The sequence below is a fragment of the Cellulosimicrobium sp. SL-1 genome (assembly GCF_011033075.1).
GTDB classification, from domain to species: Bacteria; Actinomycetota; Actinomycetes; order Actinomycetales; family Cellulomonadaceae; genus Cellulosimicrobium; species Cellulosimicrobium funkei.
The window spans coordinates 211302-238010 of the sequence record NZ_JAACJC010000001.1; the positions used below are offsets into that span (position 1 = coordinate 211302).

General features: G+C 74.5%; 23 protein-coding genes, 1 pseudogene and 1 riboswitch. Of the genes and pseudogenes, 10 read left to right on the forward strand and 14 right to left on the reverse strand.

The genetic code is table 11. From position 1 onward, the window contains the following. The first annotated feature begins 55 nt into the window (after positions 1–55). The 4 genes from mmsA (at position 56) to GWJ10_RS00985 (ending at position 5271) form a co-directional block, all read left to right on the forward strand. Positions 56–1621 carry a multiple monosaccharide ABC transporter ATP-binding protein gene (mmsA, locus tag GWJ10_RS00970; RefSeq protein WP_021482571.1) on the forward strand — a complete coding sequence of 522 codons (1566 nt, stop codon included), beginning with the start codon at positions 56–58 and terminating at the stop codon, positions 1619–1621. Then, positions 1618–2790, forward strand: coding sequence for a multiple monosaccharide ABC transporter permease (mmsB, locus tag GWJ10_RS00975; RefSeq protein WP_021482570.1), 1173 nt, complete (start codon positions 1618–1620; stop codon positions 2788–2790). The genes mmsA and mmsB overlap by 4 nt, the downstream gene beginning before the upstream one ends. 100 nt (positions 2791–2890) lie before the next feature. After that, positions 2891–3023: riboswitch (ZMP/ZTP riboswitch) on the forward strand. 80 nt (positions 3024–3103) lie between these two features. Further along, entirely contained in the window at positions 3104–4393 is a 1290-nt protein-coding gene (glyA, locus tag GWJ10_RS00980; RefSeq protein ID WP_163184508.1) for a serine hydroxymethyltransferase, read from the forward strand. Beyond that, positions 4390–5271, forward strand: coding sequence for a bifunctional methylenetetrahydrofolate dehydrogenase/methenyltetrahydrofolate cyclohydrolase (locus GWJ10_RS00985; protein WP_076405135.1), 882 nt, complete (start codon positions 4390–4392; stop codon positions 5269–5271). The genes glyA and GWJ10_RS00985 overlap by 4 nt, the downstream gene beginning before the upstream one ends. 95 nt (positions 5272–5366) lie before the next feature. Here GWJ10_RS00985 and GWJ10_RS00990 read toward each other — a convergent pair whose 3' ends face one another. The 3 genes from GWJ10_RS00990 to GWJ10_RS01000 are packed head-to-tail and all read right to left on the reverse strand — an operon-like array spanning position 5367 to position 8124. Next, positions 5367–6230, reverse strand: coding sequence for an ABC transporter ATP-binding protein (locus GWJ10_RS00990; RefSeq protein ID WP_163184510.1), 864 nt, complete (start codon positions 6228–6230; stop codon positions 5367–5369). Beyond that, complete coding sequence (locus tag GWJ10_RS00995; protein WP_076405137.1) at positions 6227–7054, reverse strand: ABC transporter ATP-binding protein; 828 nt, start codon at positions 7052–7054, stop codon at positions 6227–6229. The genes GWJ10_RS00990 and GWJ10_RS00995 overlap by 4 nt, the downstream gene beginning before the upstream one ends. Beyond that, on the reverse strand, positions 7051–8124 hold the full coding sequence (locus tag GWJ10_RS01000; RefSeq protein WP_163184511.1) for an ABC transporter permease: 1074 nt from the start codon (positions 8122–8124) through the stop codon (positions 7051–7053). The genes GWJ10_RS00995 and GWJ10_RS01000 overlap by 4 nt, the downstream gene beginning before the upstream one ends. A 65-nt stretch (positions 8125–8189) precedes the next feature. Between GWJ10_RS01000 and GWJ10_RS01005 the strand changes: the two genes are divergently transcribed. Both GWJ10_RS01005 and GWJ10_RS01010 read left to right on the forward strand, forming a co-directional pair. Beyond that, on the forward strand, positions 8190–9518 hold the full coding sequence (locus GWJ10_RS01005) for an MFS transporter (protein WP_163184513.1): 1329 nt from the start codon (positions 8190–8192) through the stop codon (positions 9516–9518). Between the two features lie 45 nt (positions 9519–9563). Next, positions 9564–10367: an exodeoxyribonuclease III gene (locus GWJ10_RS01010; protein ID WP_083385320.1), complete on the forward strand. Its 804-nt coding sequence runs from the start codon at positions 9564–9566 to the stop codon at positions 10365–10367. Positions 10368–10377: 10 nt separating this feature from the next. On the opposite strand, the gene galK is transcribed toward GWJ10_RS01010, so the two are convergent. The 7 genes and pseudogenes from galK to GWJ10_RS01040 form a co-directional block, all read right to left on the reverse strand. After that, positions 10378–11595 (reverse strand): galactokinase, encoded by a 1218-nt coding sequence (gene galK / locus GWJ10_RS19545; protein WP_241005634.1) that lies wholly within the window; start codon positions 11593–11595, stop codon positions 10378–10380. Positions 11596–11664: 69 nt separating this feature from the next. After that, a pseudogene (gene galT / locus GWJ10_RS19690) lies at positions 11665–12867 on the reverse strand (galactose-1-phosphate uridylyltransferase); the annotation flags it as partial. A gap of 61 nt (positions 12868–12928) precedes the next feature. Then, positions 12929–13702: a DeoR/GlpR family DNA-binding transcription regulator gene (locus GWJ10_RS01020; RefSeq protein WP_031315539.1), complete on the reverse strand. Its 774-nt coding sequence runs from the start codon at positions 13700–13702 to the stop codon at positions 12929–12931. Positions 13703–13793: 91 nt separating this feature from the next. Next, positions 13794–15005 carry an ABC transporter permease gene (locus GWJ10_RS01025; RefSeq protein WP_061266896.1) on the reverse strand — a complete coding sequence of 404 codons (1212 nt, stop codon included), beginning with the start codon at positions 15003–15005 and terminating at the stop codon, positions 13794–13796. Beyond that, a complete protein-coding gene (locus GWJ10_RS01030; protein WP_083711838.1) occupies positions 15002–15925 on the reverse strand; it encodes an ABC transporter ATP-binding protein in 924 nt (307 codons plus the stop codon). Before GWJ10_RS01030 ends, GWJ10_RS01025 begins: the two co-directional genes overlap by 4 nt. Further along, positions 15925–16953: a secretion protein HlyD gene (locus GWJ10_RS01035; RefSeq protein ID WP_163184516.1), complete on the reverse strand. Its 1029-nt coding sequence runs from the start codon at positions 16951–16953 to the stop codon at positions 15925–15927. Before GWJ10_RS01035 ends, GWJ10_RS01030 begins: the two co-directional genes overlap by 1 nt. A 422-nt stretch (positions 16954–17375) precedes the next feature. Next, positions 17376–18524, reverse strand: a complete 1149-nt coding sequence (locus GWJ10_RS01040) for a P-loop NTPase (protein ID WP_043652757.1) — start codon at positions 18522–18524, stop codon at positions 17376–17378. Between the two features lie 109 nt (positions 18525–18633). Between GWJ10_RS01040 and GWJ10_RS01045 the strand changes: the two genes are divergently transcribed. Then, positions 18634–19431 carry a maleylpyruvate isomerase N-terminal domain-containing protein gene (locus tag GWJ10_RS01045; protein WP_163184518.1) on the forward strand — a complete coding sequence of 266 codons (798 nt, stop codon included), beginning with the start codon at positions 18634–18636 and terminating at the stop codon, positions 19429–19431. A 10-nt stretch (positions 19432–19441) separates the two neighbouring features. Here the strand turns inward: GWJ10_RS01045 and GWJ10_RS01050 are convergent, their stop codons facing one another. Beyond that, positions 19442–19951 (reverse strand): DUF1003 domain-containing protein, encoded by a 510-nt coding sequence (locus GWJ10_RS01050; RefSeq protein WP_034655412.1) that lies wholly within the window; start codon positions 19949–19951, stop codon positions 19442–19444. Continuing rightward, complete coding sequence (locus GWJ10_RS01055) at positions 19944–21287, reverse strand: CBS domain-containing protein (protein ID WP_163184519.1); 1344 nt, start codon at positions 21285–21287, stop codon at positions 19944–19946. Before GWJ10_RS01055 ends, GWJ10_RS01050 begins: the two co-directional genes overlap by 8 nt. Positions 21288–21431: 144 nt before the next feature. Here GWJ10_RS01055 and GWJ10_RS01060 point away from each other — a divergent pair, with 144 nt between their 5' ends. After that, positions 21432–22214, forward strand: a complete 783-nt coding sequence (locus GWJ10_RS01060) for a general stress protein (RefSeq protein WP_163184521.1) — start codon at positions 21432–21434, stop codon at positions 22212–22214. A 280-nt stretch (positions 22215–22494) separates the two neighbouring features. On the opposite strand, the gene GWJ10_RS01065 is transcribed toward GWJ10_RS01060, so the two are convergent. Both GWJ10_RS01065 and GWJ10_RS01070 read right to left on the reverse strand, forming a co-directional pair. After that, positions 22495–24147 carry an aminopeptidase P family protein gene (locus GWJ10_RS01065; protein WP_163184522.1) on the reverse strand — a complete coding sequence of 551 codons (1653 nt, stop codon included), beginning with the start codon at positions 24145–24147 and terminating at the stop codon, positions 22495–22497. Continuing rightward, entirely contained in the window at positions 24144–25040 is an 897-nt protein-coding gene (locus tag GWJ10_RS01070) for an alpha/beta hydrolase (RefSeq protein ID WP_163184523.1), read from the reverse strand. Before GWJ10_RS01070 ends, GWJ10_RS01065 begins: the two co-directional genes overlap by 4 nt. A gap of 118 nt (positions 25041–25158) precedes the next feature. Between GWJ10_RS01070 and GWJ10_RS01075 the strand changes: the two genes are divergently transcribed. Beyond that, positions 25159–25998 carry a PHP domain-containing protein gene (locus GWJ10_RS01075; protein WP_163184525.1) on the forward strand — a complete coding sequence of 280 codons (840 nt, stop codon included), beginning with the start codon at positions 25159–25161 and terminating at the stop codon, positions 25996–25998. 7 nt (positions 25999–26005) lie between these two features. Then, positions 26006–26638 carry a MarC family protein gene (locus tag GWJ10_RS01080; RefSeq protein WP_061266900.1) on the forward strand — a complete coding sequence of 211 codons (633 nt, stop codon included), beginning with the start codon at positions 26006–26008 and terminating at the stop codon, positions 26636–26638. The last annotated feature ends 71 nt before the right edge of the window (positions 26639–26709 follow it).

A 26709-nucleotide genomic window follows, 5' to 3' on the forward strand; every position in this document is an offset into this window, starting at 1 on the left:
CACCCGAACGCCGGGCGGCGTCGTCGACCCGCCCGTGGACCAGACAGGAGCTGGGATGGTTCTCGAGAACGTGCTCGAGACGGGGAACATCCTCGAGATGCACGCCATCAGCAAGGAGTTCCCCGGCGTCAAGGCGCTGCAGGACGTGACGCTCGAGGTGCGTCGCGGCGAGGTGCACGCGATCTGCGGGGAGAACGGGGCCGGCAAGTCGACCCTCATGAAGATCCTGTCCGGGGTGTACCCGCACGGCTCGTACACGGGCGACGTCCTCCTGGACGGCCGGCCCTGCGAGTTCCGGGGGATCCGCGACAGCGAGGCGCGCGGCGTCGTCATCATCCACCAGGAGCTCGCGCTCGTCCCGTTCCTCTCGATCGCCGAGAACATCTTCCTCGGCAACGAGAAGGCGAGCGGCGGCGTCGTCGACTGGAACCGGACGGCCGCTGAGGCGGCCCTCCTGCTCGAGCGGGTGGGGCTCGCCGAGAGCCCCGCGACGCTCGCGGCGGACATCGGGGTCGGCAAGCAGCAGCTCGTCGAGATCGCCAAGGCGCTGTCCAAGCGCGTCGACCTGCTCATCCTCGACGAGCCGACGGCGGCGCTCAACGACGAGGACAGCGCGCACCTGCTCGGCCTCATCGACCAGTTCCGCGAGGCCGGCATCACCTCGATCATCATCTCCCACAAGCTCAACGAGATCGCCGCGATCGCGGACCGCGTGACGATCCTGCGCGACGGGCGCACGATCGAGACGCTCGACCTGCACGGCGACGAGCCCGTGAGCGAGGACCGGATCATCCGCGGGATGGTCGGGCGCGCGCTCGAGAGCCGGTTCCCGGCGCGCGAGCCGTCGGTCGGGGCCGAGGTCCTGCGGATCGAGGACTGGACGGCGCACCACCCCGTCGACACCGAGCGCGTCGTCGTGGACCACGCGAACCTCACGGTGCACGCGGGCGAGATCGTCGGGCTCGCCGGCCTCATGGGCGCGGGCCGCACCGAGCTCGCCATGAGCGTGTTCGGGCACGCGTACGGCACGCGCATCTCGGGGACCGTCTACAAGGACGGCGTCCCCGTGCGCACCCGCACGGTCGCGGAGGCGATCTCGCACGGGCTCGCGTACGCGACCGAGGACCGCAAGCGCTACGGCCTCAACCTCATCCAGACGATCCGCGAGAACATCTCCGCGTCCGCGCTCGGCAAGGTCGCGCGCTGGGGCGTCGTGCAGCGCGAGGAGGAGGTCACGGTCGCGGAGCGCTACCGCCGCGACTTCGGCATCAAGTCGCCCACGGTGGAGTCCCTCGTGGGCAAGCTCTCCGGCGGGAACCAGCAGAAGGTCGTGCTCGGCAAGTGGGTCTTCTCCGACCCCGACGTCCTCATCCTCGACGAGCCCACGCGCGGGATCGACGTCGGCGCCAAGTACGAGATCTACTCGATCGTCAACGCGCTCGCCGACGCGGGCAAGGCCGTCCTCGTGATCTCCTCCGAGCTGCCCGAGCTCCTCGGCATCTGCGACCGCATCTACGCGATGAGCCAGGGGCGGATCACGGGCGAGGTCGCCCGCGCCGAGGCGACGCAGGAGACCCTCATGCACTACATGACCATGGACAAGGGAGTCACCGTCCGATGAACGCCGTCAGGGAGTACCTCGGCCGCAACGTCCGCCAGTACGGCATCGTCGCGGCTCTGCTCGTCATCGTCCTGCTCTTCCAGGTGCTCACCGACGGGCGCCTGCTCTACCCCAACAACGTCGCGAGCCTCGTGCAGCAGAACGCCTACGTCATGGTGCTCGCGATCGGCATGGTCATGGTGATCGTGGCCGGGCACATCGACCTGTCCGTCGGGTCCGTCGTGGCCTTCGTCGGCGGGCTGTGCGCCATCATGATGACGCAGTGGGAGCTGCCCTGGCTCGTCGCCGTGCTGCTCTCGCTCGTCGTGGGGGCGCTCGTCGGCGTCTGGCAGGGCTTCTGGGTCGCCTACGTCGGCATCCCCGCGTTCATCGTGACGCTCGCCGGGATGCTCGTCTTCCGCGGGCTCGCGATCGTCCTCGTCGGCACGACCGTCGCGGGGCTGCCCGGCGGCTTCAAGGCGATCAGCAACGGTTCCCTGCCCAACTGGTTCGGGTTCGTCGGGGACCTCGACGTCGTCACGCTGTGCGTCGGGGCGATCGGGATCGTCGCGTTCGCCGTCGCGCAGTGGCGCTCGCGGACCGCGCTGCGCAAGCACGGGCTCTCGGTCGAGCCGATGTCGGCCTACGTCGTCAAGGTCGTCGTCGCGGCCCTGCTCATCGGGGTCGTCACGTACTGGCTCGCGCTGAGCGCAGGCGGCACGCCGATCGTGCTCCTCATCGTCGGCGCGCTGATCATCGCGTACTCGTTCGTCCTCAACCGCAGCGTGTTCGGCCGTCACGTCTACGCGATCGGCGGCAACCGGCACGCCGCCGTCCTGTCGGGGGTCAGCGCCAAGCGCGTCGACTTCGGCATCTTCGTCAACATGGGCGTGCTCGCCGCGGTCGCCGCGGTCATCACGACGTCGCGCGCCGGAGCCGGCGTCGCGGGCGCGGGCGTCAACTACGAGCTCGACGCGATCGCCGCGTGCTTCATCGGCGGGACCGCGGTCACGGGCGGCGTCGGTCGCATCTCGGGCGCCATGATCGGTGCGCTCATCATGGGCGTGCTCAACATGGGCCTGTCGATCATGGCCGTCGACGCCGCGTGGCAGCAGGCGATCAAGGGCCTGGTCCTGCTCGCCGCGGTCGCGTTCGACATCGTCAGCAAGCGCCGCGCGGCCCTGCGCTGACCGCCCGCGCGGGCGGCGCGCCGTCGGGCACCTCCGCACGGGGGTGCCCGACGGCGCGCGTCCGGGAGGGCTCCCGCGGCCCGGGGGCGTGGGTTAGGATCGATCGCGTCGCGACTGGCGCAACCCGCCCCGACGCCTCGTGCCCCGCACGAGCCGTGGGCCGGGGGATGGTGGATCACCACCGGGGAGCGGCACGCTGTGCAGACGACGGGTCGTTCGCCTGGGCCCCGGGTCACCCCCTGGTGGGGCGTACCCGGCGAGCCGGGAACGTGACCACCGACGACGACTGCCAGACACCCGCGGAGGAGACGCCATGAGCGCCCAGCCAGCCGACAACGTCCTCGACACCCCGCTCGCCGAGCTCGACCCCGAGATCGCGGCCGTCCTCGACGGGGAGCTCGCGCGCCAGCGCGACACCCTCGAGATGATCGCGTCCGAGAACTTCGTCCCGCGCGCCGTCCTGCAGGCGCAGGGCTCCGTGCTCACCAACAAGTACGCCGAGGGCTACCCGGGCCGCCGCTACTACGGCGGCTGCGAGCAGGTCGACATCGCGGAGAACCTCGCGATCGCCCGTGCCAAGTCGCTGTTCGGCGCGGAGCACGTCAACGTCCAGCCGCACTCGGGCGCCCAGGCGAACGCCGCCGTCCTGCACGCGCTCATCAACAAGGGCGACCGGATCCTCGGCCTCGAGCTGGCGCACGGCGGCCACCTCACGCACGGCATGAAGATCAACTTCTCCGGCAAGCTCTACGACGTCTCCGCCTACGGGGTGGACCCGCAGTCGTACCGCGTCGAGATGGACGAGGTCCGCAAGCAGGCCCTCGAGACCCGCCCCGACGTCATCATCGCCGGCTGGTCCGCGTACCCGCGCCACCTCGACTTCGCGGCGTTCCGCGAGATCGCGGACGAGGCCGGCGCGAAGCTGTGGGTGGACATGGCGCACTTCGCGGGCCTCGTGGCCGCGGGCCTGCACCCGTCCCCGGTGCCGTACGCGGACGTCGTGTCCTCCACGGTCCACAAGACGATCGGCGGCCCCCGCTCCGGCTTCATCCTCAGCAAGGAGGAGTACGCCAAGAAGATCGACTCGGCCGTGTTCCCGGGCCAGCAGGGCGGCCCGCTCATGCATGTCGTCGCGGCCAAAGCCGTGTCGTTCAAGGTCGCGGCCACGGACGGCTTCCGCGACCGCCAGGAGCGCACCCTGCGCGGCGCGAGCATCATCGCGGACCGCCTGACCCAGGCCGACGTCGCCGAGGCCGGCGTCTCGGTCCTCACGGGCGGCACCGACGTGCACCTCGTCCTCGTCGACCTGCGCCACTCGGCGCTCGACGGCCAGCAGGCCGAGGACCTCCTGCACGAGGTCGGCATCACCGTGAACCGCAACGCCGTGCCGTTCGACCCGCGCCCGCCGCGCGTCACGTCCGGCCTGCGCATCGGCACGCCGGCGCTCGCGACCCGCGGCTTCGGCGACGCCGAGTTCACCGAGGTCGCCGAGATCATCGCGACCGCGCTGCGCGAGGGTGCCGCGACCGACACCGACGCGCTGCGCGCCCGCGTGCAGAAGCTCACGGCCGACTTCCCGCTGTACCCGGGCCTCCAGCAGTGACCGCGCGGATCCTCGACGGCAAGGCCACCGCCGCCGCGATCAAGGCGGAGCTCAAGGACCGCCTCGCGGTCCTCGCGGAGAAGGGCGTCGTGCCCGGCCTGGGGACGCTCCTCGTCGGCGACGACCCGGGGTCGCAGTGGTACGTCGCGGGCAAGCACCGCGACTGCGCGGAGGTCGGGCTCGCGTCGATCCGGGAGGACCTGCCGGGCGACGCGACGCAGGAGGACATCGAGGCCGCCGTCCGACGCCTCAACGAGGACCCGGCCTGCACGGGGTACATCGTGCAGCTCCCGCTCCCGCGGGGCATCGACACGAACCGCGTGCTCGAGCTCATCGACCCGGCCAAGGACGCGGACGGGCTGCACCCGACCAACCTCGGCCGGCTCGTGCTGCGCGTCAACGAGGAGGTCACGTCGCCGCTCCCGTGCACGCCGCGCGGGATCATCGAGCTCGTCGAGCGGCACGGCATCTCCCTCGCGGGCAAGGAGGTCGTGGTCGTGGGGCGCGGCGTCACCGTCGGCCGCTCGATCGGCCTGCTGCTCACGCGGCGCGCGGTCAACGCGACCGTGACGCTGACGCACACCGGCACGACGGACCTCCCCGCGCTCGTGCGCCGCGCCGACGTCGTCGTCGCGGCCGCGGGCGTCCGTGGGATCGTCACGCGCGACATGGTGAAGCCCGGCGCCGTCGTCATCGACGTCGGCGTCTCGCGCGAGGTCGACCCCGAGACGGGCAAGAGCCGCGTCGTGGGGGACGCCGCGCCCGACGTCGCCGAGGTCGCCGGCTGGATCTCGCCGAACCCCGGCGGGGTCGGCCCGATGACGCGCGCGATGCTCCTCGCGAACGTCGTCGACGCGGCGGAGCGCGCCTCCGCCTGACGTCCCGAGCGGTCCGGCCCGGCGCCCCGTGCGCCGGGCCGGGCTCCGGACGCGGTGCGGCGAGGACCGTCGGACGTGGCGGCGACCGTCCGGCCTCAGGTCCCCCCACGGGCCAGGACGAGCATGCGCTCCTCGATCGTCGCGGGCACGGGCTCGACGCGCGCTTCGGTCCCCGTGCCCGCGAGAGCGGTGCGGACGCTCTCGACGCTCGAGTCCGCGACACGCACTGACCGGCCGTCGAGGGTCACCGGGAGCCCCGCGCGGTCGAGCGCGGAGAACGCGGTCGCCCAGTCGTCGGTCCGCACGGCGAGCGCGCGCGTGTCACCGATGATGTCGCGCTCGCTGCCCTGCGCGACGAGCCGTCCCTGCGACATCAGCAGGAGCCGGTCGCACTGCTGCGCCTCCTGCATGTAGTGCGTGGTGACGAGCACACCCACGCCGTGGTCGGACTGCTCCCGGATCGTGTCCCACAGGCGGGCGCGGGCGAGCGCGTCGACCCCGGACGTCGGCTCGTCGAGCAGGACGGCCTCCGGGCCGTGGGACAGGGCCGCCACGAACGCCGCCCGGCGTTGCGTGCCGAGGGGCAGAGCGCCGACGAGGACGTCGGAGTCGCCCGCGAGATCGTCCGGGATCCGCGCGGCACCGGTGCCGTACGTGGCGCCGACGAAGTCGAGGTTCTCCCGCAGCGTCATGTCCGTGTACAGGCCGAGGTTCTGCGGCAGGTAGCCGATGCGACGACGACGGCCGCGGTTCGGCGGACCGCCGAGCATCTGCACGCTCCCCGCCGTCACCGGCAGGAGCCCGAGCAGCATCCGCATGAGGGTCGTCTTGCCGGCACCGTTCGCCCCGAGCAGTCCCACGACCTCGCCCGCCCCGACCCGCATCGAGACGTCGTCGACGGCGGGGAACGACCCGAACCGGCGCGTCACGCGCCGGGCCACGAGGACGGGGTCGGTCATCCGAGGACCTCCTGGGGTGAGCGCCGCGCGAGGGAGAGCGCGATGACGATGTCCTCCAGGTCGGGCTCCACGACCGGCAGGTCCGGCGGGGCGGCCGCGCCGGGCCAGTACTCGTGCCGCTCCCTGCCGCGACGCCACGACCAGGCCGGGCGCCGCGCGACGCGCCCCCGGGTGACGGTGCCGCGGAAGCCGGCACGGACGTCGTCGTACGAGCCCTGGACGAGCACCCGGCCCTCGTCGAGGACGACGAGGTGCCCCGCCCGCTCCGCCTCGTCGAGGTACGTCGTGGACAGGACGACGGCCGCCCCTGAGGCCGCGGCCTGCGAGACGAGCCGCCACAGGTCGACGCGGCTGACGGGGTCGACGCCCGTGCTCGGCTCGTCGAGGACGACGAGCCTCGGCTCGTGCACGACGGCCAGGCAGAACCCGAGCTTGCGGCGCATCCCTCCCGAGAGCCGGGAGGCGAGCCGGTCGGACGCCCCGGTCAGGCCGGCGCCGGCCAGCAGGGTGGCGCGCCGGGACTCCAGCGCCGCCCCGGTGAGCCCGTAGACCCCGCCCACGAAGTCGATGTTCTGCGCCACTGTGAGGGCCGCCCAGCTCCCGGACGAGGCAGGGAGGAACCCCAGCTGCGCCTTCTCCGGGGAGCTGACCTGCCCGGAGTCGGGGACGACCTGCCGCACGAGGGTCCGCAGCAGCGTCGTCTTGCCGGCGCCGTCGCCGCCGACGACCGCGACGACCTGGCCGGCGGGCACCTCCACCGTGACGTCCTGGAGCGCGCGCCGCTCGCCGAAGGACACGCTGACGGACGTGACGCCGTAGCTCATGCCGCGCCCCGCGCGGGCTCGGCTGCCCTGCCGGGGGCGTCCCGGACGCGCCGCTCGGGGGCGAGGTCCCGACGGAACCGCAGGGTCGCTGCCGAGAAGATGACGACAGCCATGACGGCGAGCACGGCGAACGCCCACCACAGGGACCCGAACGTGGCGCCGCGCAGCATGACCCCCTGGGAGATGATCGTGAAGTAGGTGAGGGGCAGGAGATAGCCGATCCACCGCACGCCGGCGGCCATCGCGTCCAGGGGGAAGATCATGCCCGACAGCAGGATCTGCGGCATGAGGACGAAGAACGCGCTCTGGATCGCCTGCCCGGCGGTCTGCGAGATCGTGGAGATGAACACCCCGATGCCCAGGACGACGAAGAGGAAGATCGCGGCCCCGAGGGCGAACGTGAGGACGTTGCCGTTGAACGGCACGTCGAACAACAGCACCCCGAGCACGGTCACGACGATCATGTCCGCGGCGGCGAGGAGGAAGTACGGCGCGATCTTGCCGAGGATCACGGTGCTCGGCGCGATGGGCATCACGGCGAGCTGTTCCAAGGTGCCCGCCTCGCGCTCGCGCACCAGGCCGATGCTCGTGATGATCGTGCCGATGAAGGTGAGGATCAAGCCGATGATCGCGGGCACCATGACCCACGACGTCTCCAGGTCGGGGTTGTAGAGGACCTCGGTCGGGACGGGCGTCCCGGAGCCGGCGCCCACGCGCGCGAGCTCCGCGAGCGCGGACTGCGCGGCGAACAGGTTGGAGCCGTCCACCAGCGCCTTCGGCGTGCCGGCGCCGGTGACGATCGCGACGTCCACGGCGTTGTCCCGGAGCATGTCGCGCGCGTCGGCCTCGTCGTCGGCCGGCGCGGTCGTCGTGACGTCGAAGAAGTCCGGGAGGGTGCCGGCCACCTGCTCGGCCTGCGGGCCGACCACCGCGGTCTCGACCGTCGAGACGTAGAAGTTCGCGGCGTACCCGAAGATCACGAGCAGGAGCAGGGGCAGCGCGATCAGCAGACCCAGGGTGCGCCGGTCACGGACGAGCTCCCGGAGCTCCTTGACGATCATCGCCCTCATACCGCCGACGGTACGGCGCGAGCGGTGCACGCTCCAGCGCGCCGTCGAGACGCTACTCTGCGCGGGTGACGGAGCGCATCGCGACGACGGCGGCGTACGCCGTGCAGGGCTTCGGGTTCGCGGTGGTGCTCACGAGCATCCCCGGATACAAGGACCGGCTCGGCATGGGCGACGACGTCGTCACGCTCGTCGTGCTGGGCGTGTGCGTCCTCGCCGGCCTGGGCAGCGCGCTGTCGGGCGTCGTGGCGGCCGTCCGCGGCGCGCGTGCCGCGGTCGTCGGCGGCCTGCTGCTCGCCGCGGCGGCGGTGGCGGGGATCGGTCTCGCGCCGTCGTGGCCCCTCTTCTTCGGGTCGATCGGCCTCTACGGGCTCGCGCTCGGCGCCGTCGACGCCGCGATGAACATGCTCGGGATCGACGTCGAGCGCGCGCACGGCCGCAGCCTGCTCGCGTCGTTCTACGCCGCGAACGCGGCCGGGGGAGTGCTCGGCGCGCTCGCGGTCTCGGGCGGCGCGCTGGCCGGTCTCGGCCAGCCGCTCGCGCTCCCGCTCGCGGCGCTGCTCGTCGCCGCGGGCGCGGCCTGGCTCGCGCTGCACCTGCCCGACGGCGGCCGTGCCGTCCCAGGTGCCGTCGCCCCGGACGCCGTGGTCCGGGATGCCGTGGTCAGCGATGCCGTGGTCCGAGACGCCGTCGTGCGGGACGCCTCGGCCGGCCCGGGCGCCGTGGCGACGTCCGGACCGGTGACGTGGGTCGCGGCGGGCACGATCGCGCTGCTCGGCGCGGGGATGCTCGCGTTCCCCGTCGCCGACTCCGCGGTGTCGAGCTGGAGCGCGACGTTCCTGCGCGACGTCCTCGCGGCGAGCGCGGCCGCCGCCCCGCTGGGGTACGCGGCGTACCAGGCGGCGCTCATCGTGTCGCGGCTCGTCGGGGACGGTCTCGTCGAGCGCCTCGGCCGGGTCCGGGTCGTGCGGCTGGGCGGCACGCTCGGCGCCCTGGGGTTCGTCGCGGTGGCGGCCGCCCCGGCCTGGCCCGTCGCCGTGCTCGGCCTCGCGGTGACCGGCCTCGGGCTCGGCGTCGTCGCGCCGCTCGCGTTCTCGGCGGTCGGGGACCGGGCCCGGGAGGCGGTCGCGTCGGGCCGGGCGGGAGCGGCGGGGGAGCCCGCCGCCGGGGTCGTGGCGACGGTCACCGACCGTGCGGTCGCGCGGCTCAACGTCTTCACCTACGCGGGCGCCGTGCTCGGCGGCGTGCTCACCGGCGTCTTCGCGACCGCCCACCACCTCCGTGTCGGCTTCGTCGTGCTGGCCGTCCTCGCCGCCGTCTCGGCGGTCCTCGCGAGCGCGTTCCGGCCCGCCCGCGTCGTCGCGGCGCCCGTGAGCGAGGCCACGCCGCCCGCGTGACGCCGGGGCCCGTCGTTGTCGGTGGCGTGTGATGGGATGGCCCGCGTGCTGACCCTCGCCACCGCCAACGTCAACGGAATCCGCGCCGCCTACCGCCGGGGGATGGACGCCTGGATCGCGTCCCGGACGCCCGACGTCCTGCTGCTCCAGGAGGTGCGCGCGCCCGACTCGGTCGTCAACGACCTGCTGGAGGGCTGGCACGTCGCCCACCAGGCGTGCGACATCAAGGGCCGCGCCGGGGTCGCGGTCGCGTCGCGCCTGCCGGTGTCCGCGGTCCGCGTCGGCCTCGGGGCCGGCGAGCCCGAGCCGCCGGTCGACACCGGCCGCTGGGTCGAGGCCGACCTGGAGCTGCCCGACGGCGGCCGTCTCACCGTGGTCTCGGCGTACATCCACTCGGGCACCGTGAGCCAGCCGGAGACGATGGTCGCGAAGTACGCCTACCTGGAGAAGGTCACGGCACGCCTGCGGGAGCTCGCGGCCACGGGCGAGAAGGTCGTCCTGGCGGGCGACCTCAACATCGCGCACCGCAACGTCGACATCAAGAACTGGAAGGGCAACCTCAAGAGCGCGGGGTTCCTCCCCGAGGAGCGCGCCTACGTCGACGTGTGGCTGGACCAGGTCGGGCTCGTGGACCTGGGCCGCGTCCACGGCGGCGAGGGCCCGGGCCCGTTCACCTGGTGGTCCTGGCGCGGGCGCGCGTTCGACAACGACTCGGGCTGGCGCATCGACTACCAGCTCGCGACGCCCTCCCTCGCGGAGCGCGCGGTCAAGGTCGAGGTCGACCGCGCGCCGTCGCACGAGGAGCGCTGGAGCGACCACGCGCCCCTCGTCGTCACCTACGACGTCTGAGCGGGACCGCTCAGGCGACCCGCTCGGCGGGCGCGGACGGCGTCGCGAGCAGGAAGCCCGGGGCGCCGAGCCCTTCGCGCTCGAACGCGGCGCGCACGGCGTCGGCGACGGCCTCGACCCGGTCCCCGCGCACGAGCGCGATCGCTGAGCCGCCGAACCCGCCGCCGGTCATCCGCGCACCGAGAGCGCCCGCGACGCGCGCCGCGTCGACCGCGACGTCGAGCTCGACGCTCGACACCTCGTAGTCGTCGCGCAACGACGCGTGCGACGCGTTCATCAGCGGCCCGACGGCGTCCGGCCGGCCCTCGCGCAGGAGCGCCACGAACGCGCGGACGCGGCCGATCTCGGTGACGACGTGGCGCACGCGGCGCCGCGCGACGTCGTCGGGCAGCGCGTCGAGCGCCCGGGCGAGCGCGGCCGCCGGGTCGTCGCTCGCGTCCACCGCGTCGGCGAGCTCGCGCAGCGAGCCGATCCCGAGCGTGCGGGCGGCGTCCTCGCACGTGGCGCGGCGCTGCGCGTACTGGCCGTCGACGAGCCGGTGCTCCGCCCGGGTGTCCACGACGAGCAGGGCGAGACCCGCGGCGTCGAGGTCGAACGGCACCTGCGTGGCGGACTCGACCGGGTCGAGCCCGGGACGGCAGTCGAGGAGGAGCGCGTGACCGGCCTGCGCGCGCAGCGCCGCCGACTGGTCCATGCCGCCCGTGGGCGCGCCCGCGATCTCGTTCTCGGCGCGGACGCTCGCCGTGGCGAGGACGGCGCGGCCCGCGTCGGTCGCCGCGAGGCCGAGCCCGGCGACGTCGTCGAGCGCGACGGCGACCGCGCACTCGAGGGCCGCGGACGACGAGAGCCCGGCGCCGAACGGGACGCTCGAGTCGACGGCCGCGTCGAACCCGGGGACGGCGGCGGGGTCTGCGCCCTGGGCGACGAGGTGTTCGCGCAGCGCCCAGGCCACGCCCGCGACGTACGAGCCCCAGCCGGCGACCTCGCCCGGGCCGACGTCCTCGAGGCGGGCCGTCCACGTCTCGCCGGGCGCCTGCGCGGACGCGAGGCGGACGAGCGAGTCGGTGCGCGGCCGCAGCGCGACGTAGGTGCGGTGGGGCAGCGCGACCGGCAGGCACAGGCCCGCGTTGTAGTCGGTGTGCTCCCCGATGAGGTTGACGCGCCCGGGCGCGGCCCACACGCGGACCTCCTCGCCGGGCTCGTCCGCGCCGAACGCCTCGGCGAGCACGGCACGGGCGCGCGCGGCGCCGTCGTCGTCCGACAGCGCGGGCACCCAGCCCCGGGCGGCGCTCGTCGGGGCGAGCTCCTGGAGCCGTGCGGCGATGCGCTCGGGCGTCGTGTCGCTGATCCACGCGCCCATGCCGGACTCCGAGCCCGCGAGGTACTTGAGCTTGCCGGGCGCGCGGAGCACGGAGAACACCTGCAGGTGCAGCCGCGCGAGGGTGACGTCGTCGGTGCCGCCGTCGGCGACCGAGCGGCCCTCGCGGGCCGGGGCCTGGTGCCACGCGGCGATGTACGGCAGGGCGATGGGCTCGCCGTCGGCCGTCTCGAAGAACCGGTCCAGGCGGCGCAGCAGCTCGAGGTAGGCGGTGGCCAGGTCGTCGCGCTCGGCGTCCGTGAGCGCGGGCAGGTCGGGGACGTCGCGCCGCGGCGCGAGGTGGACCTCGACGGGCCAGCGCGCCGCGTAGGGCACGTACGCGACCCAGTGCTCCGTCTCGAGGACCACGCGGCGGCCGTCCGCGAGCTCGGACTCGAGCACGTCGCGCAGCAGGCTGCGGCCGGTGCGGCGGTGGTGCTCGCGCGCCTGGTCGAGCAGCGTGCGCGTGCGCGGCGTCACGTACGGGTAGCCGTAGATCTGGCCGTGCGGGTGGTGCAGGGTGACGCCGATCTCCTGGCCGCGGTTCTCGAAGCAGAAGACCTGCTCGACCCCGGGCTGGGCGCCGAGAGCGGCGGTGCGGTCCGCCCACGCGTCGATGATCGTGCGCACCCGCTGCGGCGGGAGCGCGCCGAAGGAGGTGCGGTGGTCGCTCGAGAAGCACACGACCTCGCACCGGCCCGCCGCCGGGGCGTGGTGCTGGAGCGGCGCGTCCTCGACCACGGCGTCCGGGGCGCCCGGCACGCGCTGGAGCGACGGGAAGCGGTTCTCGAAGACGACGACGTCGTAGTCCGTGTCGGGCACCTCGCCGTCCGAGTACGCGCTGCCGGGCCGCGCGGGGCACAGCGGGCACGAGTCCGCGGCGGGCAGGAACGTGCGGTTCATCCGGTGCGCGGCGAGCGGGACCCAGTCGCCGGTGAGCGGGTCCCGGCGCATCTCCGGGCCGACGTACGGGTGCGGGGTCCCGTCCGGGCCCGGCACCGGGGCGAAGCGGTCCGGCAGCGGGCGCGGGTCGTCGAGCCGTCGCGTGCGCTCGCCCGAGACGTACGCGGGGGAGTCGTCGAAGTAGACGAGCTCGCGGCCGTCGGCGAGCCGGGTCGAGGTGCGGCGCAGGTGCGGGTTCATGCGTGGGGTGTTCCGATCGCGGTGCGTGGGGAGTGCGGGGAGCGGGGGACGAGGTCGCCGGTCAGGCGACGACGAGCTGCTCGACGAGGTCCTGGACGCGGGCGCGCTCGTCCTCGGCGAGCCCGGCGTCGGTGACGAGGACGTCCACGTCGGCGAACGTCGCGAAGACGCGCAGCCCCGTGGTGTGCCACTTCGTGTGGTCGGCGAGGACGACGGTGCGCCCGGCGGACTCGATGAGCGCGCGGTTCGTGGCGGCCTCGTCGAGGTTCGGCGTCGTGAGCCCGATCTCCGGGTCGACGCCGTGCGCCCCGACGAACGCGAGGTCGACGCGCAGCCCGGACAGCGCAGCCTCGGCGAGCGGACCGACGAGCGCGTCGGACGGCGTGCGGCTGCCGCCGGTGAGGATCGTCTCCAGGCGCGGGTCGTTCGCCCGGTGCAAGATCTCGGCGACCGGAAGGGAGTTCGTCACGACCGTCAGGGGGCGCAGCGCGGGATCCGCGGCGATGCGGGCGGCGAGCAGGTGGGTCGTCGTGCCGGCGCTCAGCGCGACCGACGCGTTCGCGGTGATGAGGCGGGCGGCGGCCGTCGCGATGGCCTCCTTCTCCGCGGCCTCGCGCGAGCTCTTCGCGGCGAACCCCGGCTCGTGCGCGGTCGTGTGCGGCGCGACGGCGCCGCCGTGCACCTTGCGAACCAGGCCCTGGTCGGCGAGCTCGACGAGGTCGCGCCGGATCGTCATGTCCGACACCCCGAGCTCCCGGGTCAGGTCGCCGATGCGGACCGCGCCGTGGTCCCGGATCTCCGCGAGGATGCGCTCCTGGCGCTGTGAGGCGAGCATGCGGACAGTATTGTCCACATCGTCGAGAAATCCAACACGATCGAACACGACCGAACATCGCTCGACCCGGCGACGAGGCCGGGCCGGCGGGTCAGTAGCGGATCGCGTCGATCACCTTCACGCGCACGGCGACGAGCGCCGGGAGGAGCCCGGCGAGCGCGCCGACCCCGACGGCCGCGAGCATCCCGGTCACGGCGGCCGAGAACGGGAAGCCGGGCGCGTCCTGGACGGCCGAGCCCATGAGCACGTCGAGCGGGACGTTGTGCAGCACGACGACCGCGACCGTCACGCCCAGCACGCCCGCGACGGTCGTCGCGACGACGCTCTCCATCATCACGGAGAAGAAGACGCGCCCCGAGCTCGCGCCGAAGCTGCGGCGGATCCCGATCTCGCGGATCCGGTACCGCACCGTGACGAGCGCGATGTTCACGAGCCCGAGCCCGCCGAGCAGCAGCGCGATCGCGCTCACGCCGAGCACGACCCACCGGATCGCGCCGTCGACGACCGTCGCCGACGGCGAGTCGGACCGGTAGACGTCGGCCTGGACGCCCTCGAGCGCTCCCGCCACGTCGCGGCGCACCGTCTCGACGAGCGCGTCGGACATGTCGTCGGGCACCCACAGCTCGAGCCGGGGCGGCCCCATCATCTCCAGCGACTCGGGCGTGACCCACGTCGACTGGGCGTCGACCAGCGCGTACGCGACCGGGTCCATGTCCGGCCAGTCGTCGGGGAAGGCCCCGACCACGGTCGCGACGACCGGGTTGTCCCCGCCGATCGTCACCGTCGGGTGCTCGGCCACGGTCACGCCGCCGAGCGCGTCGAGGAACGCCTGGTTGACGACGAGCGCGGGCGCGAGACGGTCCGCGTCCGCCTCGGTGAACCAGCGACCCGACGTCACCTGGAAGCGGTGCATCGTGGCCCAGTCGGGCTCCACCCCCGTCGTGGTGATCTCGCGCGTGCCGCCGGGGAACCGCACCGGTGCGGGCGCGTCGCGCAGCATCGAGGAGTAGCCGATGCCGTAGCGGTCGACGATCTCGTCGAACACCTGCTCGTACTCCTCCGCCGCGGGCATGACGCTCCCGCCGTCGCCCGTGGGCCATGCCGAGACCTGGAGCGTCGCGGGGCGACCGCCCCAGCGTTCGTTCTGCTCGGCCGAGACCTGGCGCAGCATCTCCCCGGCGGCCGAGATCGTGGTGATCGCGCAGACCGCGACGGCGACGCCGACGAGCGCGAGCAGCACCCGGACCTTGTGGACGCGCAGCTCGTCCCACGCCTCGAGGAGGGCGCCGACGACGCCGGTCATGCCGTCTCTCCCGCGTCGTGCCCGGTGCCGGCCGAGACGCTGGTCGAGCTGCCCGCCGGACCGCCGACCGAGGCTCCTGCCGGGGTGCGGGCGGCGAGCACCGGGCCGGTCCCGACGAGCGGGCGGGCCACGTGCTCGGCCTGGTGGTCGTGGCTCGTCCCGGGGTCGGTCCCGGGATCGTGGTCGGTGCTCGGCGCGGTGCCGAGCGCCCCGAGGGACCCGGCGCTGCGCGCGCTGATGGAGATCGGGGTGAGCACGCCGTCCGCGAGCCGGAACTGGCGGGCGGCGCGCGACGCGACGGCGAGGTCGTGCGTGATCGCGATGAGCGCGGACCCGTTCTCGCCGGCGATGGCGTCGAGCAGGTCCATGACCTCGCTCCCCGTGTCGACGTCGAGCGCTCCCGTGGGCTCGTCCGCGAGGATGACGCGCGGGACCCGCACGAGCGCACGCGCGATGGCGACGCGCTGCTGCTCGCCGCCGGAGAGCTTCTCCGGGGTCGTGTCGAGCCGGTCGCCGAGGCCGACCCGCTCGAGCATCTGGGCGGCCAGCGTGCGCCGCTGCCAGAACTGCCGTCCGCGCGCGTAGAGCAGCGGGGCGACGACGTTCTCGAGCGCGGTACGGCCCTGCAGCAGGTTGAACTGCTGGAACACGAACCCGAAGTCCGTGCCGCGGCGCCGCGCCCGGGCGCGGCCCGAGAGCCGGCCGATCGGGACGCCGTCGAGCAGGTAGTCCCCGCTCGTCGGGCTGTCGAGGAGGCCGAGGATGTTGAGCAGGGTCGACTTGCCCGTCCCCGAGCGCCCCACGATCGAGACGTGCTCGCCCGCGCCGACCGTGAGGTCGATGCCGCGCAGGATCTCGAGCTCGCGGTCGTCGGGGAGCAGCACCGAGCGGGTGACCCCGCTGAGCTCCAGGAGGCCCATCAGTACGAGGCCTCGCTGTCGTCCGTCATCATCATGTCGTCCATGACCGGCATGACGTCCTGGCCGGGCACGAACTCGAGGACCTCGTCGCCCTCGGCGAGTCCCTCGGTCACCTGGACGACCGCGCCGTCGGTGAGTCCGAGCGTCACGGTGCGCTCCTCGGGCTCGCCCTCCGCGCCGACGACCCACACCTTGCCCTGCTCGACGCGACCGAGGACCGCCGTCACGGGCACCACGAGGGCTCCCTCGACGGATCCCGCGGTGATCTCGAGCTCGGCGGCGAGCCCGGCGAAGACGGTGACGTCGCCCGGGACGGCGCACGTCACGCTCGCGGACGACGCACCGCCGGCCGGGTCGGGTGCGCCCTCCTCGTGCGCGTTCTCGGGGGCGGCGGCGGCGCCCATGCGGAGGTTCGTGCACACGAACGGCGCGGGGCCGCCGGTGACCGTGACGGTCGCCTCGCCGGGGATCTGGAGGAGCCGGAACTGCTGCTCGGCGACCATGCTGGCCGTGACCGAGAGCGTGCCGGGCGAGATGGTCGCGAAGTCGTCGCCGACGGCCACCTCCTGGTCCTTGAGCGCGGTGAACGTGGCGACCGTCCCGCCGATGGTGGCCTCGACGGTCTCGCGCGTGACCTTCGGTCGGCGCTCGGTGACCGTGACCTCGCCCGTCTCGGGGTCGGTCTCGGTGAGGGGCTCGCGGGGCTCCTCGAGGGTGACCTCGAGGAGGGACGCGCCCGCCTGGACCACGTCGCCCGGCTTGGCGAGCACCGCCGTGACCACCCCGCGCTGCGTCACCTTCTGCGGAGCGGCCGGGTCGGCGACGACCTGCCCGGTCAGCTTCACGGTGTTGGTGACGTCTCCCGTGGAGACGGCCACGCGGGGTTCCACGAGCTCGGCCGTGGGGAACGCGGGGTCGGTCGCGGGCTCGGGTGCCGAGCGGAACGCGATCACGGCGAGCAGGGCGGCGATCGCCGCCCAGATGACGATGCGGAGGGCGGGGAAGACGATCCGGCGGGTGATACCCACGTGCGGGCTCCTGGGACGACGGTGGCGGGACGGCGAGCGGGCGCTCCTGGCGGGGCCGACGACGGCCCGGCCCGAGGCTAGGGCGGCGACACGGACGGTGTCGTCATCCCTGGGGAGGAGTTCTGTCGCGGCTTCGTCACTGACGGGTCACCGACCGGTCAGGTCGACGTGACCACGTGGGGCGGGCGTGCGCTCCCGGCGGACAGCAGCGCTCTGCCCGGGCAACGGGGGCGGCGTCGCAGGTCAGGGGTATCGCGCGCGAGATGTGGGCAGGGCGGAGCGGCGGCGATGCCACGACACGATCCCCCTCACCGGCCCGACGGCCGTCCCCCCGGACGAGATGCGGGCGAGACTATACCGTGGCGCGCGGAAAAGACAGGAAAAGGACGGTGAAAGACCGGCTGACGTCCGCAGGCCGCGCGTCAGACGACGGTGACCCCGAGCGACCGCCCCGCGAGCCCGCGGGGCCGGCGCGCGAGACCCGCGGCGACGTCGCGCAGCGCGGCTGCGGCGGGGGAGCCCGGGTCGGAGAGCACGACCGGGGTGCCGCCGTCGCCCGCCTCGCGCAGCGACACGTCGAGCGGCACCTGGCCGAGGAGGGGGACGGTGGTCCCCGTGGCGCGCGACAGGTTCGCCGCGACGCGCTCGCCGCCGCCCGCGCCGAACACCTCGAGGCGCGACCCGTCGGGCTGCTCGAGCCACGACATGTTCTCGACGACGCCGACGACGCCCTGCTGGGTCTGCGTCGCGACCGACCCGGCGCGCTCGGCGACCTCCGCGGCGGCGACCTGCGGCGTCGTGACGACGACGATCTCGCTGCCGGGCAGGAGCTGCGCGACCGAGATCGCGATGTCGCCCGTGCCGGGCGGGAGATCGAGGAGCAGCACGTCGAGGTCGCCCCAGAACACGTCCGCGAGGAACTGCTGGAGCGCGCGGTGCAGCATCGGTCCGCGCCACACGACGGGCTGGCCCGGGGGCACGAACATGCCGATCGAGACGACCTTCACGCCGTGCGCGATCGGCGGCAGGAGCATGTTGTCCACGCGCGTGGGCTGCCGGTCGACGCCGAGCATGCGCGGGATGGAGAACCCGTAGATGTCGGCGTCGACGACGCCGACCTCGAGGCCCTGCGCGGCGAGCGCGACCGCGAGGTTCGCGGTGACCGACGACTTGCCCACCCCGCCCTTGCCCGACGCGATCGCGTACACCTTCGTCAGCGACCCGGGCTTGGCGAAGGGGATCTCGGGCTCGCCCACGCCGCCGCGCAGCATCGTGCGCAGCTCGGCGCGCTGCTCCGCGGTCATGACGCCGAGGTCGACCCGGACGTCCGCCACGCCGTCGACCGCGCGCACCGCGGCGTCGACGTCGCGCGCGAGCGTGTCGCGCATCGGGCACGTGGCGACCGTGAGGTCGACGCCCACCGTCACGACGGCGCCCGGCGCGCCGGGCTCGACGTCGACCGAGCGGATCATGCCGAGGTCCGTGACGGGGCGGCGGATCTCGGGGTCCAGGACCGTGGTGAGGGCCTGCCGGACGGCGTGCTCGAGCGGGTCTGCGGCGGGGTCGGGCATGCCCCCATCGTAGGCGCGGCCGGAGCCCGGTCGGCCGGGTCGGAGGTCCCGGACCGGACGTGAGCCCCGTCGCACGACGAGCGCCGCGGATCGGCGCTACCGTGCACGGATGGACGCCCTGGCCTCCCTCGCGCGGGACAGCGAGCTGTTCGGCGACGCCGTGCGCAGCGCCCCGCCCGACGCGCGCGTGCCCGCGTGCCCCGAGTGGACGGGCGCCGACCTGCTCTACCACCTCGCCGAGGTGCAGGACTTCTGGGCGCGCGTCGTCGGCGCGGCTCCCGGGGAGGGGGTCGACGGCGACGAGGTCGAGCCGCTCGCGCGGCCGGCGTCCGACGCCGAGCTGCCCGCGCTGCTCCAGCGCTCGACGAGCCGGCTCGTCGCGGCGCTCACCGGTCGCGACCCCGACGAGTCGTGCTGGTCGTGGCACGACGACGGCCGGCACGTCGGCTGGGTGCTGCGACGCCAGGCGCACGAGGCGCTCGTCCACCGCGCCGACGCGGAGCTCACGGCCGGGCGCGACGTCACGCCCGCCGACCCGGCCGTCGCGGCAGACGGGGTCGACGAGGTGCTGTCCGTCATGGTCGACGGGGTGCCCGGGTGGGGCGTCTTCACGCCCGACGGCGCGACGGTCTCCGTCGTCGTCGACGGGCCGGGGGAGCGGCCGCGGAGCTGGGAGCTCGCGTTCGGCCGCTTCACGGGGACCGGTCCGGAGTCGGGGGCGGCGTACGACCTCGACGTCGCCCAGCTCGTCGACCTGCCCGGCTCGACGACGACGCAGGTCTCCGGCCCGGCCTGGGCGCTCGACCTGTGGCTGTGGGGCCGGGGCCCGGCGGACGGGCTCGCCGTCGCGGGTGACCCCGCCCTCGCCGAGCGGCTGCGCCGGGTCGCGGCGGAGGGCACGCAGTAGGGCCCCGAGGTCAGCGGTCGGCGACCTCGTCGTCGGGCTGACGCGCCGCCTTCTCCTCCAGCTCCTCGAGCAGGTTGCGGATCTCGGACCGCACGAAGTCGCGCGTGGCGACCTCGCTCAGCGCGATGCGCAGCGCGGCCATCTCGCGCGCGAGGTACTCGGTGTCCGCGAGGTTGCGCTCCGCGCGCTGGCGGTCCTGCTCGGCGGTGACGCGGTCGCGGTCGTCCTGCCGGTTCTGCGCGAGCAGGATGAGCGGCGCGGCGTACGACGCCTGGAGCGAGAGCATGAGCGTGAGCGCGGTGAACCCGAACTCGGCCGAGTCGAACCGCAGCCCCTCCGGGCCCCACGAGTTCCACGCGATCCACAGCGCGCAGAAGACGGTGAGGTAGACGAGGAACCGCGGGGTGCCGAGGAAGCGCGCGATGCCCTCGGTCGAGCGGCCGACGGCGTCCTGGTCGACCCTGACCCGCGGGAAGAACGTGCGGCGCGCGGTCTTCGGGGTGTCGAGGCGGTCAGCCACGGACCACCCCCGCGGCGCCGGAACGTCCCGTCGAGGCGGGGCGGACCCGGCCGGAGGCGACCGCGGCACGCGCGGCGCCGGTGTCGACGTCGTCGTCGGTCTCGCGCCAGTCGTCGGGCAGCATGTGGTCGAGCACGTCGTCCACGCTGATCGCGCCGAGCAGGCGTTTCTCCGCGTCGAGCACGGGCACGCACAGCAGGTCGTAGGTCGCGAGGATGCGGGTCACGCGCCCGAGCGGCGCGTCGGGCGTGACGCCCTCGACGTCGGAGTCGAGCACCGAGCCGACGGCCGCGTGCGGGGGCTCGCGCAGCAGGCGCTGGAAGTGCGCGACGCCGAGGAACCGGCCCGTGGGCGTCTCGAGCGGCGGGCGCGCGACGAACACCATCGACGCGAGCGCGGGCGCGAGGTCCTTGCGGCGGATCTGCGCGAGCGCGGTCGCGATGGTGGTCTCCGGGCCGAGCACGACCGGGTCGGACGTCATGAGCCCGCCCGCGGTGTCCTCGGCGTATGACAGGAGACGGCGCACGTCGCGCGCCTCGTCGGGCTCCATGAGCTCGAGGAGCTGGGCGGCCTGGGCCTCCGGGAGCTCGTGCAGCAGGTCGGCCGCGTCGTCGGGCTGCATCGCCTCGAGGACGTCGGCGGCGCGGTCCGTGTCGAGCCCGGAGAGGATCGCGACCTGGTCGTCCTCGGGCAGCTCCTCCAGCACGTCGGCGAGCCGCTCGTTGTCGAGCGCGCCCGCGACCTCGAGCCGGCGCGTGTCGCCGAGGTCGTGGATGACGTCGGCGAGGTCGGCGGGCTTGAGGTCGTCGTAGGCCGCGAGGAGCATCGCGGCGCCCTGCGCCTCGGTGCTCCCGGCGAGCCCGGTCACGGCGTCGACGTCGACGACGAGCGCGTCGCCCCGTCGGCGCAGCCCGAGCGTCCCCTTGTGCTGCGCCTGCCGGCGCACGTACAGCTTGGTGACGAGCCAGTCGCCGGTGCGCTGGCGCTCGATCGCCAGGTCCTCGACCGTCGCCGAGCCCGACCCGTCGACGAACTGCACCGTGCGCTCCAGGAGCTCGCTCACGGCGAGCGTCTCCATCGCGCGCTGCTCGAACCGGCGCATGTTGACGAGCCCGGTGGAGATGACCTGGCCCGCGTCGATGCTCGTCACGCGCGTCAGGGGCAGAAAGACCCGACGCCGGCCGGGCACCTCGACGACCAGGCCCACCGCGCGCGGGGCTCCCTTGGGCCGGATGAGCACGACGACGTCCCGCACCCGCCCGACCTGGTCGCCGATGGGGTCGAACACGCTGGTCCCGGCCAGGCGCGCGACGAAGACGGTGGTGGCTGCACTCACGCCGCCAGCCTACGCACGCGCCCCCGTCGCCGCGCTCCGTCCCGGCAGGTGGCGGGCGTCACCGGTCGCCTCCCGGCCGTCGGTCGCGGGCCGGGCGACGGGACGGCCCTCGCGCGCTCCGCCCGGGTAGGACAGACTGGGCGAATGAGCATGTCACGCCCGGGCGCCGTCCCCCGTGTCCCCACCCCGCCGCGCGGCGAGGAGGTGGCGTCGTACGCGACCTACCTCGAGGCGCAGAAGGCGGTCGACTTCCTCTCGGACAACAAGTTCGCGGTCGAGCTCGTGACGATCGTCGGCACCGACCTCAAGATGGTCGAGCGCGTGACGGGCCGTCTCACCTACGGTCGCGTCGCGATCGCGGGTGCCGCGTCCGGCGCGTGGTTCGGCCTCTTCGTCGGCCTGCTGCTCTTCATGTTCTCCGGCCAGGGCGGGTTCGTGCTCACCGCCGTCGGGATCGGCGCCGGGTTCGGCCTGCTCTTCTCGGTGCTGTCGTACGCGCTGACGCAGGGCAAGCGCGACTTCACGTCGCAGAGCCAGATCGTCGCCTCGTCCTACGGCATCCTCTGCGCGCCCGAGCGGGCGGGCGAGGCGCGCCAGCTCCTGGGCCGCATGCCCGAGGGCGCGGGCGGTGTCCGCGGGCCCGCCGCCCCGGCCAACCCCGGCTGGGGCACCCCCGGCACCCCACCCCCCGCCGCTCCGCACGCGCCGGCCCCGGAGCCCTCGGCGGGCGTCCCCGCGCCGACCCCTCCGGCGGCGCCCCCGACCCGCACGCCCGACCCGCGCTGGACGACGCCGTCGGGCGAGCCGCGCTACGGCGCGATGCGCCCGACGTCGGACCAGCCGACCGACGCGCCCGCGCCCGACGCCGCACCCGGGCAGGCACCCGCACCCGGCGCGCACCCCGACCAGCCCGAGCGCCCGGCCTGACGCACCGCTCCCGGGGCGTCCGGGACGTCTCTCGGAGCAGACGACGAGGGCCGGCCGTCGGACGTCGTCGTCCGTCGGCCGGCCCTCGGCGGAAGCGCCGCTAGCGCTTCCGCGACTTCACTGCGGTCTCGGCAGCCCTCTCGCGCTTCTGGGCGCGCTTCTCCTTGATGGACATCGACGCTTCCTTCTTGATGCTCTTCGCCACGTGAGTTCACCTCCCCTCACCGGTGGATGAACGGGCCACCATAGCCCAGTTCCTCCGCCGGTGAGCCGGGCCCGCTCAGCCGCGCAGCCGCGCCATCCAGGCCTCGACGTCCTCGGGCCGACGGGGGAGCGCGGCCGACAGGTTCTCGTTGCCGTCGGCGGTGACGAGGACGTCGTCCTCGATGCGGACGCCGATCCCGCGGTACTCCGCCGGGACGGCCAGGTCGTCCGCCTTGAAGTACAGCCCCGGCTCGATCGTGAAGACCATGCCCGGCTCGAGCACCCCGTCGAGGTAGAGCTCGCGGCGCGCCTGCGCGCAGTCGTGCACGTCGAGGCCGAGGTGGTGGCTCGTGCCGTGCACCATCCAGCGGCGGTGCTGCTGGCCCTCGGGCGAGAGCGACTCGGCGGCGCTCACCGGGAGCAGGCCCCACTCCTCCAGGCGCGCGGCGATGACCTCCATCGCGGCGGCGTGCACGTCGCGGAAGCGCGCGCCCGGCACCGCGACCGCGAACGCGGCGTCCGCGGCGTCGAGCACGGCCTGGTACACGCGGCGCTGGACGTCGGTGAACTCGCCGTCGACGGGCAGCGTGCGCGTCACGTCGGCCGTGTAGAGCGCGTCGACCTCGACGCCCGCGTCGAGCAGCACGAGCTCGCCGGTCCGCACGACGCCGTCGTTGCGGATCCAGTGCAGCGTCGTCGCGTGCTCGCCGGCCGCGGCGATCGTCTCGTAGCCGACGGTGTTGCCCTCGAGGCGCGCGTGGGCGTCGAACGTCGTCTCGATGACGCGCTCGCCGCGGCGGTGCCCGACGGCGCGCGGCAGGCTCCGCACGACCTCCTCGAAGCCCGCGATCGTCGCCGCGACGGCCTCGCGCATCTGCTCGACCTCGTGCGCGTCCTTGACCAGGCGCAGCTCGGAGACGGCCTCGACGAGCGCGGCGTCCGTGCGGCGGTACGCGGCCTCGGCGCGCGCGAGCCACTCGGCCTCGGAGAGCTGCTGGTCCTCGGCGGACGCGGCCGCCTCGACGTCGTCGACGCCCGCCTCCGCGCGGATCGCCTCGACGAGCGCCTCCACGGCCTCGTCCGCGCCTGCCACGACGAGGAGCGTCACCCCGCCGGCGCCGACGTCCTTCGCGAGCGCGTCGCGCAGCTCGTCGACGTGCCGCGCCTCCACGCCGGTCGCGGTCGTGACGTCGTCGAGCGACGGGCGGGCGCCGACCCAGAACTCGCCGTACCGCGCGTCCGCGTAGAACTCCTCCGTGTCGCGTGCGGCGAGCGGGCGGACGTACAGCACGGCGTGGTGGTCGGACCCGGCGTCCCCGGTGCCCGGCTCCACGGGGTGCAGCACGAGCACCGCGTCGGGCTCCTGGTCCGTGCCGTAGCCGGTGAGGTGCGCGAACGCCGAGTGCGGGCGGAAGCGGTAGTCCGTGTCGTTCGACCGCGTCTTCAGCGGGCCGGCGGGCACGACGAGGCGCGCGCCCGGGAACCGGGCCGACAGCGCGGCGCGGCGCGCGACGGTGAACGGCGCGGCCGGCAGCGGCTCGACGTCGAGCGCGGCGCGCGGCGCCCAGCCGCTCGTGATGAAGGCCTTGAACGCGTCGGAGTCCGGGCGCTGGGAGCGGTTGCTCCCGCGCGCGGCCAGGTCCTGGGTCTCGCCGGGGCCGGCGTGCTCGGTGGCCTGGTCGGGCGTCTCGGACAGGGGCGCGGGCGTGACGGGGGTGGCGTCGGTCATGCCCCCAGTCTCGCACCGCGCACGCGGCCGAAGTCCGCGAGCGCGCGCCCGAGCACGCGGTTGAAGGCCTCGGGGGCCTCGCTGTTGACGTCGTGGCCGGCGTGCGGCACGACGACGAGCGCCGCGTCCGCGGCCGCGGCCAGGTAGCGCTGCTCGTCGAGGCGCATGTGGTCGCGCGCGCCGTTGACGAGCCACACCGGGACGTCGACGTCGCGCACGTGGGCGAGCCACGAGCGGCCCGCGAGCTGGGTGAGCGCGTCGGTGACGACGTGCCAGCCCGGCGCGACCGGCGTCGGCGGCCCGGCGTCGGCCGGCCCGGCCAGCGCGTACGACGACGCGGCACCGCCCGGCAGGCCGCGCCCGCCGCGGGCGATCGTGCCCCACGCGGTCGCGGTCGTGCGCGCGGCCCAGCGCGCGCCGCGGCCGACGGCGCCGCCCCCGGCGACGACGAGGCGCGCGACGTCGCGGTACAGCGCGACGGGCTTGCCCTTGGGGTCGGACGTGCAGGCCGCGGCCACCACGCCCGCGAGGTTCGCGGGGCGTCGGGCCGCCCAGGCGAGCGACGTGTAGCCGCCGAGCGAGAGGCCGACGAGCGCGACCCGGCGGTCGGGGCCGAACGACGCGGCCGCCTCGTCGAGCACCTCGAAGGAGCGGTCGAGCGTGAAGCGCTCGTGCGCGCGGGCGCCGTGCGCGGGCAGGTCGACCGCGACGGCCTCGTGGCCGAGGGCGCGCACGTGCTCGACCTGGTGGTCCCAGATCGCGCCCGAGGTGCGCATGCCGTGGACGAAGACCACCGCGGGCGGGGCCTGCGCAGGGTCGGGGGACACCGGCGTCGAAGGGGTCGAGGGGGAGGTCGGGGCGAGGGCTGCCGTGGGGGGCGTCGTGAGGGTCATCGCTCCCGACTCTGGCACCCCAGCCTGAGACGACCGTGGGGAGGGGCCGCGCCCCGTGTGGACATCGTGTGGGGGTCCCGTGCCGCCGCCTCGGTGCGTCGTCACTATCCTGGTCCCCGTGCGCATCGACCTCCACACCCACTCGACGGCGTCCGACGGCACGGACGCGCCGGGGGCGGTCGTCGAGGCGGCCGCCGCGGCCGGGCTCGACGTCGTCGCGCTCACCGACCACGACACGACGGCGGGCTGGGCGCAGGCGACGGACGCGGCGCTCGCGCACGGGGTCGCGCTCGTGCGCGGCGCGGAGATCTCGGCCCGCTCCGGCGGCATCAGCGTGCACGTGCTGTCCTACCTGCACGACCCGGCGCACGCCGCCCTCCTCGCCGAGCTGGACCGCACGCGCGACGCGCGCACGAGCCGGGCCCGGCGGATGGTCGACCTCATCGCCGAGGACTACCCGATCACGTGGGAGGATGTGCTCGCCCAGACCGTCGCGGGGACGACGATCGGGCGACCGCACATCGCCGACGCGCTCGTCGCGGCCGGGCTCGCGCCCGACCGCTCCGCCGCGTTCGCGACCATCCTCGCCACGGACACCCCGTACTACGTGCCCCACTACGCGCCCGACGCCGTCGTGGCCGTGCGCGGGATCCGCGCCGCGGGCGGCGTGCCCGTCTTCGCCCACCCGGGCGCGGACGGTCGCGGCCGCGTCGTGGCCGACGCCGTGATCGAGGAGATGGCCGAGGCGGGGCTCGCCGGGCTCGAGGTGTTCCACCGCGACCACGACGAGCGTCAGCGCGCGCGGCTCGAGGACCTGGCCCGGACCCTGGGCCTGTTCGTCACCGGGTCGAGCGACTACCACGGGGCCGGCAAACCGAACCGGCTCGGGGAGAACACGACAGCACCGACCGTGCTGGAGCAGATCGAGGAGCTGGGACAGTTGGACGTGATCCGATGATCGGACGATGAGCGAGTTCTTCGACGTCCGGCTCTTCACGGAGGTCTTCGTCACCCTGTTCGTCATCATGGACCCGCCCGGCACGGTGCCGGTGTTCCTGGGCCTGACGAGCGCGATGGGCGCCAAGCAGCGCAACCAGGCGGCGCGCACCGCGATCCTCGTGGCGTTCGGCGTGATCGTCGCGTTCGCGGTGTTCGGCCAGCAGATCCTCAACTACATGCACATCTCGCTGCCCGCGCTCCAGACGGCGGGCGGCCTGCTGCTGCTCCTCGTGGCGATGGAGCTCCTCACCGGCAAGATGGAGGAGCCGCAGCCGTCGGGCAACAAGGGCGTCAACGTCGCGCTCGTGCCGCTCGGGACGCCGCTGCTCGCCGGCCCGGGCGCGATCGTCGCGACGATGGTCTTCGTGCAGCGCGCGGGGGAGCGCGGCGGGGGCGTCGCCGAGTGGGTCGCCATCGCGGCGGGCGTCGTCGCTGTGCACGTGTGCCTGTGGCTCTCGATGCGCTTCGCGAACGTCATCAACCGCGTCCTCGGCGACTCGGGCACGATCCTCGTGACCCGCATCGCCGGTCTGCTGCTCGCAGCCATCGCCGTGCAGCTCGTCGCCGACGCCGTGATCGAGTTCGTCCAGACCGCCTGACCGCGTCCCGCCGTCGGAGGCGACCGGCGTCCGGGGGCGGGTCCCCCGGACGCCGGTCGCGTGCGCGGCCG

Excerpts from the sequence above, each read along its gene's own strand:
- GWJ10_RS01070 (WP_163184523.1), bottom strand. The coding sequence starts at position 25,040 with ATGACCCTCACGACGCCCCCCACGGCAGCCCTCGCCCCGACCTCCCCC.
- GWJ10_RS01065 (WP_163184522.1), bottom strand. The coding sequence starts at position 24,147 with ATGACCGACGCCACCCCCGTCACGCCCGCGCCCCTGTCCGAGACGCCC.
- GWJ10_RS00995 (WP_076405137.1), bottom strand. The coding sequence starts at position 7,054 with ATGAGCTACGGCGTCACGTCCGTCAGCGTGTCCTTCGGCGAGCGGCGC.
- GWJ10_RS01020 (WP_031315539.1), bottom strand. The coding sequence starts at position 13,702 with ATGCTCGCCTCACAGCGCCAGGAGCGCATCCTCGCGGAGATCCGGGAC.
- GWJ10_RS00990 (WP_163184510.1), bottom strand. The coding sequence starts at position 6,230 with ATGACCGACCCCGTCCTCGTGGCCCGGCGCGTGACGCGCCGGTTCGGG.
- GWJ10_RS01045 (WP_163184518.1), top strand. The coding sequence starts at position 18,634 with ATGGACGCCCTGGCCTCCCTCGCGCGGGACAGCGAGCTGTTCGGCGAC.
- mmsA (WP_021482571.1), top strand. The coding sequence starts at position 56 with ATGGTTCTCGAGAACGTGCTCGAGACGGGGAACATCCTCGAGATGCAC.
- GWJ10_RS01060 (WP_163184521.1), top strand. The coding sequence starts at position 21,432 with ATGAGCATGTCACGCCCGGGCGCCGTCCCCCGTGTCCCCACCCCGCCG.
- GWJ10_RS01000 (WP_163184511.1), bottom strand. The coding sequence starts at position 8,124 with ATGAGGGCGATGATCGTCAAGGAGCTCCGGGAGCTCGTCCGTGACCGG.
- glyA (WP_163184508.1), top strand. The coding sequence starts at position 3,104 with ATGAGCGCCCAGCCAGCCGACAACGTCCTCGACACCCCGCTCGCCGAG.
- mmsB (WP_021482570.1), top strand. The coding sequence starts at position 1,618 with ATGAACGCCGTCAGGGAGTACCTCGGCCGCAACGTCCGCCAGTACGGC.
- GWJ10_RS01080 (WP_061266900.1), top strand. The coding sequence starts at position 26,006 with ATGAGCGAGTTCTTCGACGTCCGGCTCTTCACGGAGGTCTTCGTCACC.
- GWJ10_RS01025 (WP_061266896.1), bottom strand. The coding sequence starts at position 15,005 with ATGACCGGCGTCGTCGGCGCCCTCCTCGAGGCGTGGGACGAGCTGCGC.
- GWJ10_RS01040 (WP_043652757.1), bottom strand. The coding sequence starts at position 18,524 with ATGCCCGACCCCGCCGCAGACCCGCTCGAGCACGCCGTCCGGCAGGCC.
- GWJ10_RS01030 (WP_083711838.1), bottom strand. The coding sequence starts at position 15,925 with ATGGGCCTCCTGGAGCTCAGCGGGGTCACCCGCTCGGTGCTGCTCCCC.